At 37.1% G+C, this 17,839-nt stretch carries 15 protein-coding genes and 1 pseudogene; all 16 read right to left on the reverse strand.

Annotated elements, in window-relative coordinates:
* Positions 1 to 1,079: 1,079 nt before the first annotated feature.
* A complete protein-coding gene (ftsH, locus tag F601_RS0105670) occupies positions 1,080 to 3,062 on the reverse strand; it encodes an ATP-dependent zinc metalloprotease FtsH (protein ID WP_018164701.1) in 1,983 nt (660 codons plus the stop codon).
* Between the two features lie 18 nt (positions 3,063 to 3,080).
* A complete protein-coding gene (gene hpt / locus F601_RS0105675; protein ID WP_018164702.1) occupies positions 3,081 to 3,623 on the reverse strand; it encodes a hypoxanthine phosphoribosyltransferase in 543 nt (180 codons plus the stop codon).
* An 8-nt stretch (positions 3,624 to 3,631) separates the two neighbouring features.
* Entirely contained in the window at positions 3,632 to 4,897 is a 1,266-nt protein-coding gene (gene tilS / locus F601_RS0105680; RefSeq protein ID WP_026183127.1) for a tRNA lysidine(34) synthetase TilS, read from the reverse strand.
* Between the two features lies 1 nt (position 4,898).
* Complete coding sequence (locus F601_RS0105685; protein ID WP_018164704.1) at positions 4,899 to 6,188, reverse strand: serine hydrolase; 1,290 nt, start codon at positions 6,186 to 6,188, stop codon at positions 4,899 to 4,901.
* 15 nt (positions 6,189 to 6,203) lie between these two features.
* Entirely contained in the window at positions 6,204 to 6,323 is a 120-nt protein-coding gene (locus F601_RS12380) for an SP_0009 family protein (RefSeq protein ID WP_018164705.1), read from the reverse strand.
* Between the two features lies 1 nt (position 6,324).
* Positions 6,325 to 6,696, reverse strand: coding sequence for an FtsB family cell division protein (locus tag F601_RS0105695; protein WP_018164706.1), 372 nt, complete (start codon positions 6,694 to 6,696; stop codon positions 6,325 to 6,327).
* The gene (locus tag F601_RS0105700; protein WP_018164707.1) at positions 6,683 to 6,955 is read right to left on the reverse strand and encodes an RNA-binding S4 domain-containing protein; all 273 of its coding nucleotides are present in this window, start codon (positions 6,953 to 6,955) and stop codon (positions 6,683 to 6,685) included. The genes F601_RS0105695 and F601_RS0105700 overlap by 14 nt, the downstream gene beginning before the upstream one ends.
* A gap of 506 nt (positions 6,956 to 7,461) precedes the next feature.
* Positions 7,462 to 7,638, reverse strand: coding sequence for an ABC-2 transporter permease (locus tag F601_RS13095; RefSeq protein WP_018164708.1), 177 nt, complete (start codon positions 7,636 to 7,638; stop codon positions 7,462 to 7,464).
* Positions 7,639 to 7,959: 321 nt separating this feature from the next.
* Positions 7,960 to 8,058, reverse strand: a pseudogene (locus F601_RS12900) (helix-turn-helix transcriptional regulator); the annotation flags it as partial.
* Positions 8,059 to 8,158: 100 nt separating this feature from the next.
* On the reverse strand, positions 8,159 to 11,656 hold the full coding sequence (mfd, locus tag F601_RS0105715; protein ID WP_018164710.1) for a transcription-repair coupling factor: 3,498 nt from the start codon (positions 11,654 to 11,656) through the stop codon (positions 8,159 to 8,161).
* A 3-nt stretch (positions 11,657 to 11,659) separates the two neighbouring features.
* Positions 11,660 to 12,229 (reverse strand): aminoacyl-tRNA hydrolase, encoded by a 570-nt coding sequence (gene pth, locus F601_RS0105720; protein ID WP_018164711.1) that lies wholly within the window; start codon positions 12,227 to 12,229, stop codon positions 11,660 to 11,662.
* Positions 12,230 to 12,501: 272 nt separating this feature from the next.
* Positions 12,502 to 13,617, reverse strand: a complete 1,116-nt coding sequence (gene ychF, locus F601_RS0105725; protein WP_018164712.1) for a redox-regulated ATPase YchF — start codon at positions 13,615 to 13,617, stop codon at positions 12,502 to 12,504.
* A gap of 224 nt (positions 13,618 to 13,841) precedes the next feature.
* On the reverse strand, positions 13,842 to 14,045 hold the full coding sequence (locus tag F601_RS0105730) for a DUF951 domain-containing protein (RefSeq protein WP_018164713.1): 204 nt from the start codon (positions 14,043 to 14,045) through the stop codon (positions 13,842 to 13,844).
* A gap of 152 nt (positions 14,046 to 14,197) precedes the next feature.
* Entirely contained in the window at positions 14,198 to 15,334 is a 1,137-nt protein-coding gene (gene dnaN / locus F601_RS0105735; RefSeq protein ID WP_018164714.1) for a DNA polymerase III subunit beta, read from the reverse strand.
* 156 nt (positions 15,335 to 15,490) lie between these two features.
* The gene (gene dnaA / locus F601_RS0105740) at positions 15,491 to 16,852 is read right to left on the reverse strand and encodes a chromosomal replication initiator protein DnaA (protein WP_018164715.1); all 1,362 of its coding nucleotides are present in this window, start codon (positions 16,850 to 16,852) and stop codon (positions 15,491 to 15,493) included.
* Positions 16,853 to 17,052: 200 nt separating this feature from the next.
* Complete coding sequence (locus tag F601_RS0105745; protein WP_018164716.1) at positions 17,053 to 17,826, reverse strand: ParB/RepB/Spo0J family partition protein; 774 nt, start codon at positions 17,824 to 17,826, stop codon at positions 17,053 to 17,055.
* Between the last annotated feature and the right edge of the window lie 13 nt (positions 17,827 to 17,839).

The following is a 17,839-nucleotide window of genomic DNA, read 5'->3' on the forward strand; positions in this document are numbered from 1 at the left end:
TAACCCGCACGTTTGGTTCGTCTTCTTGTTCAGTTCTCAAAGGTCTTTGTCTTCTTTAAGACAACTTCTATAGTCTATCAAACTCTAGCAAGTTTGTCAACTCTTTTTTTAAAAAAAGTTTTGACAAATGCTTTACCGCTCTCGTTTGACAGCTTTATTATTCTATCAAATCCTAGACGCTCTGTCAAGAACTTTGTGAGATTTTTTTTGCTCAACTCTCTTAACCGTCTGGCTTTTGACAACTTACTTAGTATACCAAAGTCAGAGTTTCATGTCAACAGATTTGAAATATTTTTTTGAAAGTTTTCAATTTCTTTTTTTCATTTTCTTTTTCTTTTGACTCCTTTATCATAGAAAGTTTCATTCTTTCTAAAGTCTCTTTAAATATTGTTGCATCATTTTGACTCGATTCGTGAAGTTATATATGAAAATACAAGACTAAGAATTAGTACTTAACCCTCTTTACTAGTAATGATATCTTTCCTAGTTCAGGTGTAAAGGAATCAAATATATCTATCCTGTTATATCAAATGAAATATGCTCGATAAATCAGAACCTAGCTCCTTACCTGTTTATATTTCTGATTATTTGAGAATATTACCGTTAATTTTTGTTAATTCTTAATATCTTTATATTTTTTATCTATGGAAGATGATTTCAAAATTGATAATGAGTATATTGAGTATTTCAAGTATATACAATTCATTTAAAATATAAAATAATCACTCTTACTGAACTAGTAATGTTCTTAATATTGGTAATCTTGAACTTAGAAGTGATATCAGTCGTTTTCTTGTGACCTTGACTGCTCCATTGATCATGATATATTTCCTAATACAACTTTTTCATGGCTTATTGTCTCCTTTGTAACCTTGTCAGAGAAGGCAAACTGACAAATACCTACATACATACATGGAGGTGGGAGAGGAGCCTCAACGATGTATCATTTTGATTTTCAAAGAGTTTTATTCTTGTGGTAAAAGTTTGATTATTTTAGAAATTTCCTCTATATAAAAAGAGAGAAGTTTGTACTTCTCTCAATGTGTTATTATATGTAATTTATTGAAACAGTTTCCTTATTACTGATTATTACTGTTTTCTTCAGCCATTTTTTCTTTTACTTCTTCATAAGAAAGTGCATGTGCTTCCTCGTTGTCATTTTCTAATTCATTAGGCATTTTACCTGTCTCATAGATTGATTTAATTTGAGCAGCATCGAGCGTCTCATATTTAAGAAGAGCTTCTGCAATTAGTTTATGTGCTTCGCGATTACCTTGGATAATATCAGCAGCTTTATTACGAGCATCATTGAGTAGTTCTCGTACTTCGTCATCAATCATCTTCGCTGTTTCTTCAGAATAAGTCTTCTCTGGGCTAATTTGTCCTGCCATCATGGCATGGCTTCCTGCATATTGAACTGGTCCAAGTTTTTCACTCATACCATATTCTGTTACCATAGCACGAGCCATAGCACTAGCCTGTTCAAAGTCATTTGAGGCACCTGTTGTCTGAACGTTAAAGATAATCTCTTCAGCAACACGACCACCCATAAGTCCTGCCAATTGCTCCTTCATATCATCTTTAGATAGGAGCATTTGATCTTCTTTAGGTAGGGCAATCATATAACCTCCCGCACGACCACGCGGAACGATAGTTACTTTATGCACAACACGAGCATTAGAAAGTACGAGACCTACGATTGTGTGACCAGCTTCATGGTAGGCAACAATTTCACGATCCCTCTTAGAAACTGTTTTATCTTTCTTAGATGGTCCTGCGATGACGCGGTCTTCTGCTTCGTCAATATCAGAAGCATCAATAAGTTTTTTGTTACGACGTGCTGCAACAAGAGCAGCTTCGTTCAAAACATTTTCAAGGTCAGCACCGACAAAGCCTGGTGTTTGTTGTGCAACAACTTTCAAATCAACATCATCTGCCAATGGTTTGTTTTTAGCATGAACACGAAGGATAGCTTCACGGCCTTTAACATCTGGACTTCCAACGAGAACTTTACGGTCAAAACGTCCTGGACGAAGAAGGGCTGGATCAAGAACGTCACTACGGTTTGTCGCAGCAATGACAATAATGCTTTCATTACCTTCAAAACCATCCATCTCAATCAAAAGTTGGTTAAGAGTTTGTTCACGTTCGTCATTTCCGCCACCCATTCCGGCACCACGACGGCGTCCGACAGCATCAATTTCATCAATGAAAATGATTGCACGCTCTGCCTTTTTAGCATCTTCAAAGAGTGAACGGACACGGCTTGCACCAACACCAACAAACATTTCGACAAAATCAGAACCTGAGATGCTAAAGAATGGGACTCCCGCTTCACCTGCGACAGCTTTTGCCAATAGAGTTTTACCTGTTCCTGGAGGTCCCTCAAGAAGGACTCCTGCTGGAATACGGGCACCTAGTGCTTTATATTTTTTAGGATTTTTCAAGAAGTCAACAACTTCAACAAGTTCTTGTTTTTCTTCTTCTGCACCGGCTACATCAGAGAAACGGACTTTAATGTCACCCTTGCTTTGTGTCTTGGCACGATTTTTACCAAAACTCATAGCTCCTCGTGCACCGCCTCCACCTTGATTCATCATCATCATCATGAAGATTGCAAAAATCATTAATGGGAGGAAGCTTACAATATAGCTAATCCAAGTTCCGCTTGAGCTTTCTTGTTTAACGGTTACTTTTACATCAGCATCCTCGGCTGCACTAGTAATTTTTTCGATAGAAGAATCACTTGGTAGAATAATTGACGTAAAATGCGTTACAGTTGCTTTATTCGAACTCTCGAAAAATGAAAGACTTGGTTGTGTCTCAATTTCCTTAGCTTTTTCGTATTCGCCACTAATCTCAATAATACTACCACTTGGTTGATAAGTGATTGATTTAATATCTCCATCTTTGATTTGTTTCACCAAAGTAGAGTAACTAATTTGTTGGCTTTGTGTACCTGTTCCTCTTAAATAATATTGGAATGATGTTACCAGTGCAACAATCACCAAGATATATAGAAAGGAATTTTTTACAAAACCATTATTTCTATTATTTTTCATATAGTAATAAACGACTTTCTATTTTGAATAGACTTCTTCTTTTAGGACGCCTACATATGGCAAATTACGGTAGTTCTCAGCATAATCCAGACCAAATCCTACGATAAATTCATTTGGTACATCATAACAAACATAATCCGCATCAATTTCAACAACACGCCCCTCTGGTTTGTCAAAGAGTGTTGCAATTTTAACTGAATTTGCCTGACGGTACTTAAACATATCACGTAGGTATTTAAGAGTGCGTCCTGTATCAATGATGTCTTCTATAAATACAACATCACGACCTTCTACGTTTGTGTCAACGTCTTTAAGGATTTTAACCTCACCGCTGCTTGTTGTTCCGCCATGGTAGCTAGAAACAACCATAAAGTCAATTTCAACATGAGCATCAATATGTTTCATTAATTCAGCCATGAATGGTACTGAACCTTTGAGGACACCAACTAGTAAAGGATTCTTTCCTGCATAATCCTTAGTTAACTGAGCTCCAAGCTCCTTAGTTTTAGCAATAATATCTTCTTCAGTGTAAAGAACTTTTTTAATATCTTGTTCAAGCATAGCATCACCTATTCTAATTTTTCAATATACAGTTTGGCTTTCATTATACCATCTTTGGGGGCTTTTCTCAAATAAGTTTTATCATTGACTAGTACAAAAATAATTTCGCCATCTTGTTGGCCAATAATAGCTTTTTCTCGATTTTCTAATGAAATCTTTTCATCTATAAAAAGTCTACGAATTTTTTTTGAAAATGTTCCGAAATCAATGCTATCTCCTTCTTGACGTCCCCTAAGCGTAATGGGACTATCACTATATAATAGAAGAGAATTAGATTGAGTAGAAAGTTCTTGAAAACTAAAACGGTATTGCTTGTATTCAACAACATTGTCATATTCTAGCACTTTTGGGCTTTTCTCCCTATCGGTCTCGAGACTGATTTTTTTAATCTGAATGTCAGTTTTTGTTTTTATTAGATGATAGTTTCCTTTAATTTTGTAGTTAAAGTTTTCTTTAGTCCTAATGATGTGTAATAGTTCTTGAAATTGTTTGCGAGAGATTTGTAAATCTGAAAATTGTTCTAGATACTCTTGAAGTAAAAAGTCCTGAACTGCTTCAGTCTGACTAAGAAATTCTAGGCAATTTGTTTTATCTATTTTTGCGGTCAAATCTCTCAATGCTTGAAAGACTAACTGGCTTTCTTGCGATAGATCCCTCATAGCACTTTTTATCTGTGGATTTTCCAATTCTAACTCAGGAAAATAGTGATTTCGAATTCTATTTCTCAAGTAATCCAGACTCTTATTGGAATCATCTTCAAAATGAAAAATATCTGGTAAGTCTCTTTTAGGAATTTCAAGAAACGGTCTAATAAGCTGACCATCTCCAAAATCTTGCACCGCTTGTATTCCCGCTAGATGTCTCAGACGGCTCCCTCTCAATAAGCGCATAAAGATTGTCTCAGCTTGATCATCTGCATGATGTGCTGTTACTAAAGCAGTATAATGATGCTCTGCCATTATCTTCTTAAAAAATTGATAACGAAAATCACGCGCAGCCTTTTCCGAAAAAATGCCTGAAAAATGAGAAATATAGATTGGAATATTCTGTAATTTAGCCCATTCACGTAGATAGGATTCCTCTTCTTCAGATTCCGGTCTCTGTTTATGATTAATGTGAGCAATTCCAAGGTGAATATTTAATTTTTCCTGATATAAATGCAAAAAGTGCAGTAAATTCATTGAATCTACTCCACTGGATACTGCTATTAAAACTTTTTGATGTTTCTCAAAATAAGCTAATTTTTGAATGTGTTTAAAAATTGTTGTGTACATGTTATTTTAAAATGGCGTAGACATCATTAGCGATGTTAGTAATATCAGTGTAAGAAGCATTGTTTGTGAAAACAGAGATGATAAATGGTTCATCTGCATAAACTATTGCCACATCGTGTTTAAAATCATATGCATCGCCTATTTTATGAGCAACTTGAACTGAAATATCTTTAGAGATGCGGGTATTATCAAAGTCTGTATTTGAAAGATAGTTAATGATATCTCCATTTTGATAATAAATTGCTTCCATAAGATTAGCAGCTGATTTAGCGGACAGTTTCCTTTCCTTCATGTCAAAGTCAGTCCCTATCAAACTAGAGATTGTTGATTGAAAATCATTATCGTATTGATTAGCGATGTAATAACCTAAGACATTAGTGGCGACATTGTCAGAATTCTGAGCGACTGCTTTTAGTAAGTTTTCTATTGTGTAGTCCTTATTATCAGCAGTTTTACTAATTTTACCACTTCCTGATGGATCGTATGCTTTAGCAAAACTATTAACATCAGAGGTATATTTAAGTTTATCATCAAGTTTAATCGTTTGGCTCTGCAATTGCTCCTCCACATAATAAAGAGTCGCTAATTTTGCAACACTAGCTGAGTACATGGTTACATCTCCATTAAGCGATGCTGAGTTATTTGTACCAAGTTGCTTAATATAAATACCATAATTTGGTTTGTTGTATTTTTGAGTCAACGTTTTTTGGACTTTTTCCATACGATTATCAGTTTCAGATATATCATCTGCGCTAATCCATCCCTGACCATCTACTTTATAGTAAGTGCCATGATAAGTTTGTGCTTCTTCACTGACAGAGACTTTCGTATAAGCAACCAGCTTAGTTTTTACTTCCTTTGTTCCCATAATATAAGGACTGTCATAGAATTTAAAGCCATCCTTAAGCCAAAACTCAGCCACTGGGAGTTCTTGCTGACTCATAATAATGTCATCATAAATGATTTGACGACTGGCTTCAATATAGCTTCCATCTTCTAATTGGAAAATTGGAATGGCCTGATCATTTATTTTCAAAGCAACAATATCCAGTGGGACATTAGCTGTATGGGTCTTTGCTATAACTGTCAAGGCTTGATCTGAATAGCTATTACTATCTGAATATAAGTTGGGATTTGAGGGAATGGTATCAAAATAGGTTGTATTAGTCACCACACTTGCTGTTAATTGATACTTTGCTTCATTTGAAAGGCTGATTGTCTTTTCAGTACTAATAACAGAAAGAGGAGACAAGAAAAAAGGTATTAGCAAGATAGCAAATAACTTTTTCATAATCTCCTCCTTTCTTTAATCCACATTAATTTGATGATTTTCTTCTCTTAATTTTTGATTTTTCTCAGCTAACTCTTCCAATTTATCATCAGAATAGGCTAGAAATTTTTCAATGGTTTCAATTAAATTATCCATGTTATTTCGGTAATAAATTTGGTACAGGGTAGATAGTTTCACCTGACCTTGCTAGGTAGAATTTGCCTCGAGCATATTTTTCGACATATTCTTCATTCTTTAAACGCTCTGCTAATTGTTTAGTTGAGGTCGTTTGGTCTTCTAGATCTTTATAGTCACTAGTCAATTTCACAACTTGTTCCTTACGTTCTTGTAAAGTCATGTAACTATTTACTAAGTTATAGGCTGGCAAAATAAACAATAACATAACAAAAATCAAGACAGTCCCCATGAAGCGGTTTTTCTTACGATTTTCTTCCTCTTCATAACGTTTTCGCATGTTTTCGTCATTAATATATTGATTATTCAATTGGACGACGTTAGGCTTCTCCATTTGCTTCAATCCTTGTTTCGCTTATAATTTCATACATTTTGGCGGCATCTTCTTTTTTAGTGCTGTCTTTCATTTCCAAAACACGCACTGTCAGCAATTTATTACCAAAGCGGACCTCTACTTGGTCATTGATTTTCAAATCGGTAGAAGATTTTGCCAAAATACCGTTAACTTTGATGCGTCCTTTATCAGCTACTTCTTTAGCAACTGGACGTCGTTTGATAATTCGTGATACTTTAAGATATTTATCTAATCGCATATGGACTCCCTTCAAAACTGTCAATCATTTTCATTTTATCACTTTTTTTGAAAAATAGCAGAGCTAAGTAATTTTGTCACCAAAATGTTAAAAAAGAGAGCAAGGCTCTCTTGATAACATGATTATAATTAATAAACAGACTAAAATCACTTATTAAAAAATAACAGAGCAGATACAAGAGCTCCAGCAAAGAAAATGAGCCAAGCGACAATAAATAAACTGAAAACAATCCCCATCTCTTTAAAAAAGCTTGACTTGAATTTCTTCACTGGATTGAAAAAGTTAAGGATGTCTGTAAAAGTCTGTAGATTTCTGTTTTTCACTATATAGAGTACTTGAAAAATAGAATATACCCGTGGTGCTAGTTGATCTTATCAACCTTCCTGATTATCCTAAGAATCAAGATTCTCTGTACGAGGTTCAGAATTTGATACTAAACTCCCATCAAATAGTTACTCAAACTAAGATTGAAAGAGCTATATTACTCTATGATTTAGGGTATTTTATCAACTAGCACCACGGGTAGAATATGCTACTGGAATGGCAAGTATAGATAGCACCACAGATACATTTTCCACATCAAATAAATAGCGTGTCGGGATGACAACTGAGAAAATAAAGAAAGAAATACCACCAAAAATAAGCCATTTCTTAAACTGTGACTGGTCAACCTGATGTTTCATAATATCAACATCTCCTTTATCAAGATATCAAAGCCGAAAAAACGCCAAATGAAAATAGGAGCCTAACGCAGTGTTGCCAGACACTAGGCAGGCTATCTTTTTCATTCAGCGTTTTAGGCTGGATTCAATTTATTAGATTATCTAAGGAGATATCAAAATAGGTGGCTATCAACAAGAGTGAATTGATGTCCGGATAGGTTTTTCCACGTTCCAAGGCGGTAAGTCAGAAATCTCCGATTTCGTCGATGCACCCCCGCAAGGGTGATTAGAATTTTCGCTGTGGCCGAAAGGACACAAGAAAGTTCAATCAGCTACTGTGCAGGAGATGGTTTGACGTGAAACATAGAGTTTTTCTGCCAACTCTTCCTGAGAAAGATTTTTTTCCTTTCTCAATTCAACTAATCTCTTTTCAAGTTCCATTTTTATTCTCCTTGATAATGCCAGTCTATTCTTTTAAAAAAAGTTTACCATAAAATCTCTTTGTCATGAGCGCTTTTTCTTTGTCAAAAGTCTTTGACAACTAGTTTTCTTCAGCTTTTCTTGCCTTTATTTCAGTTAGCATGGCAGCAAAATTCATGAGTTCTTCTAAAATTTCGTAGTCCTTCTTTCGACGGACATCGAAGACAATTTCGATTTTGCCTTTATTTTCACCAATTCTAGCCTTGAGATTTGTCTTAGAAATGGCTTCAAAGTAATCTTGGGTTAGATAGTATTGCAGCGAAGCTTTTTCAAAACGGATAGCTATGGCATCCTGTTTACGCTCAACTAATTCAGCAAAGGCAGCGTCCATATAATGCTTGAGCAATCCAATTTCGATGAGATAGGCTACCTGATCTGGATAGTCACCAAAACGGTCGATAAGCTCATCTTGCAGATTTTGATAATCTTGGCGATTTTCAATAGAACGAATGCGTTTGTAAATATCGATTTTTTGACGTTCATCATTGATGTAGTCATTAGGCAGATAGGCATCAATTTGTAGGTTGATTTCTGCATTGCCCTTACGTCTTGCTTGGGAAATGCCCTGCTTCTTAGCAATGGCTTCTTCAAGCAACTGAGAGTACATCTCAAATCCAACGGAGTCAATGAAACCGCTCTGCGATGCTCCCAAAATATTACCTGCCCCACGGATAGACAGGTCGCGCATGGCAATCTTAAAGCCAGAACCTAGCTCTGTAAAGCCCTTGATGGCATCCAGACGCTTTTCGGAAACTTCGGTCAGAACCTTATCAGGACGGTACATGAGGTAAGCATAGGCGATGCGGTTAGAACGGCCAACGCGACCGCGAAGTTGATAGAGAGTTGACAGTCCCATGTAGTCAGCATTCTCAATAAAGAGGGTGTTAACATTGGAAATATCTACCCCAGTTTCAATAATGGTTGTCGCAACCAAGACGTCGTAAGCCCCGTCAATAAAGTCCATAAGGGTGTTTTCCAGTTGGATCTCGCTCATCTGTCCATGGACAAAACCAATGGAAGCTTCTGGAACCAACTCTTGCAGTTCGGCTACCTTCTGGTCAATGGTGTCAACGCGGTTGTAAACATAGAAAACCTGACCGCCACGGTCCATTTCACGGATAATAGCTTCGCGAACCAGACCAGGATTGGTTTCTAAAACATAGGTTTGGACAGGATAACGATTGGTAGGTGGGGTCTCAATGACAGACAAATCACGGATTCCCAGCATAGACATGTGGAGGGTTCTTGGAATAGGTGTGGCTGTCAAGGTTAAGACATCTACCTTGGTCTTGAGCTCTTTGAGTTTTTCCTTGTGCTTAACCCCGAAACGTTGTTCCTCATCGATAACGATAAGACCTAAATCAGAAAATTCAACGTCTTTTGATAGGAGACGATGGGTTCCGATGATAATATCAACCTGACCATTTTTTAGTTTTTCCAGGGTCTCAGTTTGTTCCTTCTTGCTGCGGAAGCGGCTGAGAACATCCACGTTGACAGGATAGTTGTCAAAGCGCTCGGCAAAGTTTGCGTAATGCTGCTGAGCCAAAACAGTAGTTGGGACGAGGACAGCAACCTGTTTATGGTCATTGACAGCCTTGAAAGCAGCCCGCATGGCCACCTCTGTCTTACCAAAACCAACGTCACCAACTAAAAGGCGGTCCATCGGTTTTTCCTGTTCCATATCTAGTTTGATTTCCTTGATAGATCGGAGTTGATCTTCTGTTTCGACATAGGCAAAGTCATTGTCAAAGTCATTTTGCAAGTCATCGTCAGGTGAAAAGGCAAAGCCCTTAAGCTGACTGCGTTCTGCATACAATTTCAGGAGATCATCAGCGATGTCTTCCACTTGTTTGCTGACTTTTTGTTTAGTCTTTTGGAAACGGCCATCGTTGAGTTTATTGATTTTAGGTTCTTTACCGTCAGCTGATACGTATTTGGACAAGCTCTCAATTTGCTCAACCGGAAGTGAAATGGAGGCGGCATCCTGATACTGGATGGTCAAATAGTCACGGTGAACACCCTTAATTTTAATGGTTTCAATACCCAAAAATTTACCAATACCATGGACATGGTGGACCACATAATCACCTTTTGACAGCTCATTGTAATCTTTGAGGCGCTCAGCATTAGAAATATTTGAACGACGAATTTTACGCTTGATTTTCTTATGGTAAATTTCATGCTCGGTGATGAGAACCAATTTCTCATCCGCAAAATAGAAGCCCTGAGCCAAATTGCCAACAATCAGCTGCGCTTCTTTTGCTTTTAGAGAATCTGCCTCACTGACGGGTAATTCTAGACCATACTCTTGTAAGGTTTCTTGGAGACGTTCCAGACCATGTTTGGAATCCGCTTGCACTAAAATCGTTGCTTTTGATTTCTGGTAACGATGAATTTCATCAATTAATAGCGGGAATTGGTTGAAAAACTCCTGCATGGGATATTGAGTGACATTGTGTAACTTGTCAAATTTGAGATTTCCCAATCCTTTGTGGAAATTTGAAAAGAAGCTAGCAGGTTGATAATTTCTCAGAGTTTTATAGACATCAGCAAAGTAATTGAGGCTTGACACTGCTTTACATCTTTGTAAATCTTCTGTCAAGAGGTTAGCAACCTCTAAATCAAACTTGGCATTTCTGTCCACAATTTTTTGAAAATCATCAAAGATAAGAGGGGTTCCCTTTGGAATATAATCCAGCAAAGTCCACTCTTTTTCATAAAAGAATGAGGCAAAACTTCTCACATCTTGGTGCTTATAGCCATTGCGAGTGGCAGACAAGACTTCTTCAAGATAGGCTTTTAAATCTTCCTTAGCCAGTTCAACATGGTGTTCTAATTTAGACTCTGCTCTCGTAAAATCTTCTTGAGTCAAAATCATATCGTCAGCTGGTGAGACCTTAAAGCCGTCTATGTTGCCTAATGATTTTTGACTCTCAACTTCAAATTGACGGATGCCATCAATCTCATCACCAAAAAATTCAAGACGGAAAGGCAACTCTTCCGTAATTTCGTAGATATCTAAAATGTCTCCACGTTTACTGAATTGACCTGGACTGGCTACTTGAGAAACCTTCTCATAACCCAAGCTCGTTAAAAGCTTGAGCAGTTGGTCCAAATCATATTCCATTCCAATTTCAAGACGTAACTGGCTAGACTTATAGGTTTCAGGGCTTGGTAAGAGCACGCGACTGCCAACTAAACTTGTGATTAAAATTCCTGTCTTTTGGTCATCCAATAAAAAATTTAAAGCCTCTAGACGTGATAAGGATTTATCAAGAGAGGCAAAGATAAATTCTGCTGCGGCTACATCATCTGCAAAAAACTGATAAACTTTATCTTCACCGATTAGGGCAGATAAATCACTCGCCAGTTTCTCGGCCTCATTCTGTGTTGAGGTCATGATGACAATTTTCTCTTCATTAACCTGATAGGCAGAAGCCATGGCTACTGCCCGACTTGAACCTGAGAAGCCCATGACCAGCTGACGGCCCAAAGTCGATAAACCTGAGTGCCAGTTTTGAATGGCTTTGCTCTGACTAAATAGATCGATAATATTCATAGCTTACCCATTAAACTTTCGCATCACTTTTTCAAAATCAGACTCTTGTAAATAGAAGTTTACAGCACTGTCAACTTTATCTAAAGTGTTTAAAATAATAATCTTTTCATCAGTTGAGAATTTGCCTAAAACATGGTTGACTACAGTCATTCCCTGCTGAGGACGACCTACGCCAATCTTAATACGATCAAACTCTTGTGTTCCAAGATGAGCAATAATAGACTTGATACCATTATGACCACCGGCAGAACCCTTTTGGCGGAAACGAATCTTGCCAACTTCCATGTCTAAATCATCATAAATGACAAGCAAATCTTCTCTATCAATGTTGAAATAAGTCAGCAAAGCTTTAACGGCAATTCCTGAATTGTTCATAAAAGTAGTTGGTTTGACGAAATAGATTTTTTCACCATTGATAAAACAAGAACCAACCTCGGCTTTAAAATTCTTATCTTCTGTAAACTTAACGTCAAGACTCTTTACAATATTGTCAACTGCCATAAAACCAACATTGTGACGTGTTTCTGTGTATTTTGAGCCTGGATTTCCCAGACCAACAATCATTTTTACCATAATTACCTTATAAAGGGACTTTTCGATTGTGGATTTTTTATAGAAACTCCAATCAGTTCGATTAGCTGTTTGAGGTTTGAGCTCTAAAATATGACATCCAGAGTTTTTATTTCTCTTTACTCATATTTTCTTGCTCGCGAGCTAAAAACATTCTAGGGAGATTTTACTCCTTAATCTCAGTCCCTTGTTTCATTCCTCTCTAGTTTTACTTTTTCTTAAACACCAAAGAGGCTGGAAAATACTTTCCAACCACTTTCTTTATTTCATTTCAATTAGACATTAAAGCGGAACTCCATGATATCACCATCTTGAACCACATATTCTTTACCTTCTTCACGAAGACGTCCTGCTTCTTTTACAGCTTTTTCTGAACCGTATTGAACCAAATCTTCATAAGACATGGTCACCGCACGGATAAAGCCTCGCTCGAAGTCTGAGTGGATGATACCAGCTGCTTGAGGAGCCTTGATACCACGTTTGAAGGTCCAGGCACGTACTTCTTTCTCACCTGCTGTAAAGTAAGTCCCAAGACCAAGAAGATGATAGGCTGCTCGCGTCAATTTATCAACACCTGATTCAGTCAAGCCAATAGCTTCTAAGAATTCTTGCTTGTCTTCATCATCCAATTCTGAGATTTCTTCTTCGGCACGCGCAGAGATAACGACAACCTCTGCATTTTCAGTAGCTGCAAATTCACGGATTTGTTTGACGTAGTCGATATCGTCTGGATCGGCAACCTTGTCCTCATCAACGTTAGCCACGTAAAGAACTGGTTTTGTTGTCAAAAGGAAGAGTTGTTTAACAATTTTTTCTTCTTCTGGTGTGAATTCTACGGTACGAGCTGATTTTCCATCTTCCAAGACTGGTTTGATTTTTTCCAAAACAGCGAATTCTGCCATAGAATCCTTGTCTTTTTGGGTACGAGCCATCTTTTCAACACGCGCATAGCGTTTATTGATTGACTCAAGGTCTGCCAAAATTAATTCCAAATTGATGGTGTCAATGTCAGCAAGCGGATCAACAAAGGCATCTTCACGCCCTTGCTCACGCATAACATTTTCATCATCAAAGGCACGAACCACATGAACGATGGCATCCACTTCTCGGATGTTGGCAAGGAATTTGTTACCAAGGCCTTCACCTTTTGAAGCCCCTTTAACGATACCTGCGATATCTGTAAATTCAAAAGTTGTTGGAACAGTCTTTTTAGGTGTGATAAGCTCAGTCAATTTTTGCAGACGCTCATCTGGTACTTCTACCATACCAACGTTAGGGTCGATAGTTGCGAAAGGATAGTTAGCCGCTTCCGCTCCTGCTTTTGTAATTGCATTAAAAAGAGTTGATTTACCAACGTTTGGCAAACCTACAATACCTGCTGTTAAAGCCATTCTTTATTTTCTCCATATATTTTATTCAATCATGACTATTATAGCAGAAAATACAAGAAAAAGCTTGCCAAGCGACAAGCAAATTCCAAAATATAAGGGTATAAGCTAGGTTTTATTAATAACTCTTTATAATCTTTTAAAATCAAAATGATAGATGTCAGTTTCGACTTACCGTAACCTAGTACCGTCTCACTTCCTCGTCTGATTTTGATTTTATTTGAGTATTAGTCTTTTTTGCCTATTACCTTTTTCATCTTACGCTCAAAGTCATGACGACTCATCATAACTACGTGGTCGCAATTGGTACAACGAATTTTTATATCTGCTCCTAGACGAGTTACTTCCCATTCATTAGCTTTTTTTCCAGTTGCTTTAATGGTACAGGCATGTGGCTTTTTCATTTCTACTAAAGAACCTAAATCGTACATGGCTAACCTCCTGATACTTTTTCTTTATTATACCACATTCCGATATGGCATAAATCCATGAAAATGAAAGTTTTTGATTCTCTAACACACAAAAAGCACAATGAAAATGGACTTACAATCTTCACTGTGCTGATTCTTACCTTTTTATAGTTTTAGTTTGTACGAACTGGTGTGATTAATTGGATAAAGTTTTCACTATCATCACCTGGTGTAAGGGTGAATGGTCTTACAGGTGAAATAAAGCGAACGACCACTGTTTCGCTCTTCAGGGCCTTCAAGGCTTCAATCAAGTAAGTTGGATTAAAGCTAATTGTTAAATCGTTTCCTGAAATGCTAAGTGTGTCTAATTCTTCGTTTACCTTACCGACTTCTGGAGAGTTAACGTGAGCTGAGACAGAATTGCCAAGGATTTCTAATTTTACAGTTCCATTTTGTGTTGCATTTGAAATTAAATGAGCACGTTCCATGGCAGAGCGCAGAGAAGCTGTTGTGAAAACAACTTCAGTTTCAAAATTACTTGTCAAAAGACGATCTGTGTCTGGGTAGTTTCCTTCCAAAAGACGTGTATAGAAGCTAATATGCTCACTTCTAAAGAGAATTTGGCTAGCAGAGAAGAAAACCTCCACCTTTTCAACATCGTCCGTAAAAACGGCTGAAAATTCGCGCAGGGACTTACTTGGAATAACAACATCAAAATCACTTGCAACATTTTCTAAAGTAATCTTACGCTGACTCATACGGTGTGAGTCTGTTGCAACAGCTTTGTATTCTTTATGGTTGCTGAGAACCATATGAACACCTGTCAAAATCGGACGACTTTCTTGTAAACTAGCAGCAAAAGCTGTTTCAGCAATGATTGATTTCAATAATTTTGTTTCAAGAACTAAAGGACTCTCAGTTGCTACTTCTTGCAATCGAGGATAGAGATCAACGTCTTTTCCTTTTAGTGTAATTTCAGATTTACCACTTGTTAAGACAACTTGATGGTGAGCAATTTCTTCAAAATCAAGAGTAACATCTGGAAGACTGGAAACAATATTGATAAAGAAATTAGCTTCTAGCAAAATTGAACCAGTTGAAGTTATCAACAAGCCAGCATTTTCATTAGAAACTGGGATAGTATTTTCAATTGAGATTTGTCCATTTGAACCAGTTAGAGTGATAGCTTTATCCAAAACTACAATTTTGATTGTAGATAATACCGGAATAGCATTCTTACTTGCAATAGCACGTTTAGTGGCTGTTAATGCTTGTAAGAATAAAGCTTTATTTATTGAGAATTTTATCATGAGAACTCCTTTATTTAGTAATTATAAAAATAGTAGTAGTAGTAGGTCTTGTGGATAAGGTGGAAAAGTAAGCTAAAAACAGTATTGATACGGGATAAGAGTTGTTCACAAGTTGTGGATAACTCTATTAAAATCTAGCCTTTTATCCACAGGGTGCTATTTTATATTATTTCTAATCGTGTCAATTTCAATACGCAGGCTATCATCCTGAGCAATCATATTTTTAATCTTATTATAGGCATGCAGAACAGTTGAATGATCTCGACCACCAAATTCTTTACCAATTTTTGGAAGGCTGTTGTCGGTCATTTCACGAGTTAAAAACATGGCAACTTGACGTGCTAAAACGATATTCTGTGTTCGTTTGGTTGCCTTTATTTCTTTGACAGTTACCCCATAGAATTTACCAACTTGGCTTTGAATCTCTTCAATTGGAATAACAGTCATCTTAGGACCATCTTGTTTTCTAGCACGAATAGCTTCAGCTGCAATGTCGACAGTAATGGTTCCAACTTGCTTGAAATTGGCTACAAGACTGATATCTTTGAGCGCACCTTCCAGCTCTCGAACATTACTATTGAATTGTCCAGCCAAATAGCTAACTGTATCTGCTGGGAAAACATAGGGATATTCTTGAATTTTATCTTCTAGAATGGCCACACGGGTTTCGAAATCAGGTGGTGTAATATCTTGGATGAGTCCCCAGCCAAAGCGCGTGACAAGACGCTTTTCCAAATCGTTAAGTTGATCTGGTGTGCGGTCACTTGTCAGTACAATTTGTTTACCTGCTTTGTAAAGCGCATCAAAGGTATTGAAAAACTCCTCTTGTGTCCCAGACATACTTTGTTTAGCTAAGAATTGGATATCATCAATCAAGAGTACATCCAAATTACGGAATTCTTCTTTTAGAGAGTCCATATCTTTTAAGCGAATATGTGTGATAAATTGATTGATAAAGTTCTCTGTTGTAATGTATTTGACACGCGCTGTAGGATTATTCTCAAGAACAGTATTACCGATAGCATTCAAAATGTGAGTTTTACCGAGCCCAGGTCCTCCCCAGATAAAGAAAGGATTGTAAATGCCGCCAGGATCATTTGCTACCGCCAAAGCGGCCGCAAAAGCCCATTGATTTCCTTTACCCTGAATAAAATTATCAAAACGATACTTAGGATTCAAGTCAGAATTAACGGGCGGTAAGTTTGGTGCAGATGGAATAGTTTGATTAGGAATACTCGGATTTTCAATAGATTCTGCAGCTGCGACTTGTTCATCATCGAAAACGTAGACTACAGCAATCTCAGCATTGAAAACTTCAAAACCGGCTGTTAAGATGACCGGCTTTAGATTTTTTTCCCAAAACAATTCTTTCATTTTATCAAGATAGATTGTAGCAGTTTGATTGTCTACCTTGATTAAACGTGCGTCTAGCACAAAAAATTCATATGTAGCTTGTGTTAATTGACTTTGGGCGAGTTCCAAGATTCTATTCCAAAAAATTTGTTCATTTTCAGTCATAAAAGGTCCTCTTGTGGATAATTATAGTAACATTCTAACATAAAAAAGAAAAGTTTTCCACAAGGTTAAAAATAAAATTCACACTGTTAAAAATAGTTTTCCACAGGGTGTGGAAAAACAAAAAAAGCCTAGTAAATAGACCTTTGAAAGGGTTCAAAACTTGTGGACAATCATGAAAAGGAAAAAAAGAAATCAACAAGCTATTTTAGCTTGTTGATAATTCTGTTAAAGTCTTCATCATCAGAGAAGTGAAAAACCAATTGACCTTGACCGTCTTTTTTCTGAGAGATGGTGACAGGTAAGCCGAAAGCTTTTGAGAGCTCGCTTTCTTTATCTTTGATGAAAATATTTATTTTTTTTGATTTTGATTTTATTTTAGGTTTTTCCTTTAGGAGTTTTTCCAATTGACGAACACTGAGATTTTCATTTGAGATACGTTGAAACCAGTAATTCTGTTTTTCTTCGTCTGGTATGGTAAGAAGAAGACGCGCGTGTCCTTGAGATAGACTTCCATTTTCAATTGATCGTATTAAGAAGGTAGGGAGATTGAGTAGACGCAAAGAATTGGTGATGTAAGGGCGTGATTTCCCCATATAAGTAGCCAATTCTTCATGGGTCATTTGATTCTTATCTAAGAGTTGCTGATAGGCTTTAGCTTCCTCAATAGGATTAAGATTACTACGTTGGAGATTTTCTACGATGGCTTGCTGCATACTTTCACGATTGCTGATATCTTTGATAACAGCAGGTATCAGCTCTAAGCCTGCTCGTTCACTAGCTCGTAATCGTCTCTCGCCTGCAATCAATTCATAGCCGAAAATACTGGATGGCCTAACAATAATAGGTTGAATGAGACCATTTTCTTTGATTGATTTGGCTAATTCATCCAATTCTTCTTGATTAAATTCCAATCTTGGTTGATAGGGATTGGGAGAAATGTCCTTAAGTGGAATCAATTCTAATTTTTCGACCATATGTCCTCCAAAA

The sequence above is a fragment of the Streptococcus henryi DSM 19005 genome (assembly GCF_000376985.1).
GTDB classification, from domain to species: Bacteria; Bacillota; Bacilli; order Lactobacillales; family Streptococcaceae; genus Streptococcus; species Streptococcus henryi.

Coding starts and splice junctions, on each gene's coding strand:
- F601_RS13095 (WP_018164708.1), bottom strand. CDS start 7,638: ATGAAACATCAGGTTGACCAGTCACAGTTTAAGAAATGGCTTATTTTT.
- F601_RS12380 (WP_018164705.1), bottom strand. CDS start 6,323: ATGGATAATTTAATTGAAACCATTGAAAAATTTCTAGCCTATTCTGAT.
- F601_RS0105695 (WP_018164706.1), bottom strand. CDS start 6,696: ATGGAGAAGCCTAACGTCGTCCAATTGAATAATCAATATATTAATGAC.
- tilS (WP_026183127.1), bottom strand. CDS start 4,897: ATGTACACAACAATTTTTAAACACATTCAAAAATTAGCTTATTTTGAG.
- pth (WP_018164711.1), bottom strand. CDS start 12,229: ATGGTAAAAATGATTGTTGGTCTGGGAAATCCAGGCTCAAAATACACA.
- dnaN (WP_018164714.1), bottom strand. CDS start 15,334: ATGATAAAATTCTCAATAAATAAAGCTTTATTCTTACAAGCATTAACA.
- F601_RS0105730 (WP_018164713.1), bottom strand. CDS start 14,045: ATGTACGATTTAGGTTCTTTAGTAGAAATGAAAAAGCCACATGCCTGT.
- F601_RS0105685 (WP_018164704.1), bottom strand. CDS start 6,188: ATGAAAAAGTTATTTGCTATCTTGCTAATACCTTTTTTCTTGTCTCCT.
- ftsH (WP_018164701.1), bottom strand. CDS start 3,062: ATGAAAAATAATAGAAATAATGGTTTTGTAAAAAATTCCTTTCTATAT.
- F601_RS0105700 (WP_018164707.1), bottom strand. CDS start 6,955: ATGCGATTAGATAAATATCTTAAAGTATCACGAATTATCAAACGACGT.
- dnaA (WP_018164715.1), bottom strand. CDS start 16,852: ATGACTGAAAATGAACAAATTTTTTGGAATAGAATCTTGGAACTCGCC.
- ychF (WP_018164712.1), bottom strand. CDS start 13,617: ATGGCTTTAACAGCAGGTATTGTAGGTTTGCCAAACGTTGGTAAATCA.
- F601_RS0105745 (WP_018164716.1), bottom strand. CDS start 17,826: ATGGTCGAAAAATTAGAATTGATTCCACTTAAGGACATTTCTCCCAAT.
- hpt (WP_018164702.1), bottom strand. CDS start 3,623: ATGCTTGAACAAGATATTAAAAAAGTTCTTTACACTGAAGAAGATATT.
- mfd (WP_018164710.1), bottom strand. CDS start 11,656: ATGAATATTATCGATCTATTTAGTCAGAGCAAAGCCATTCAAAACTGG.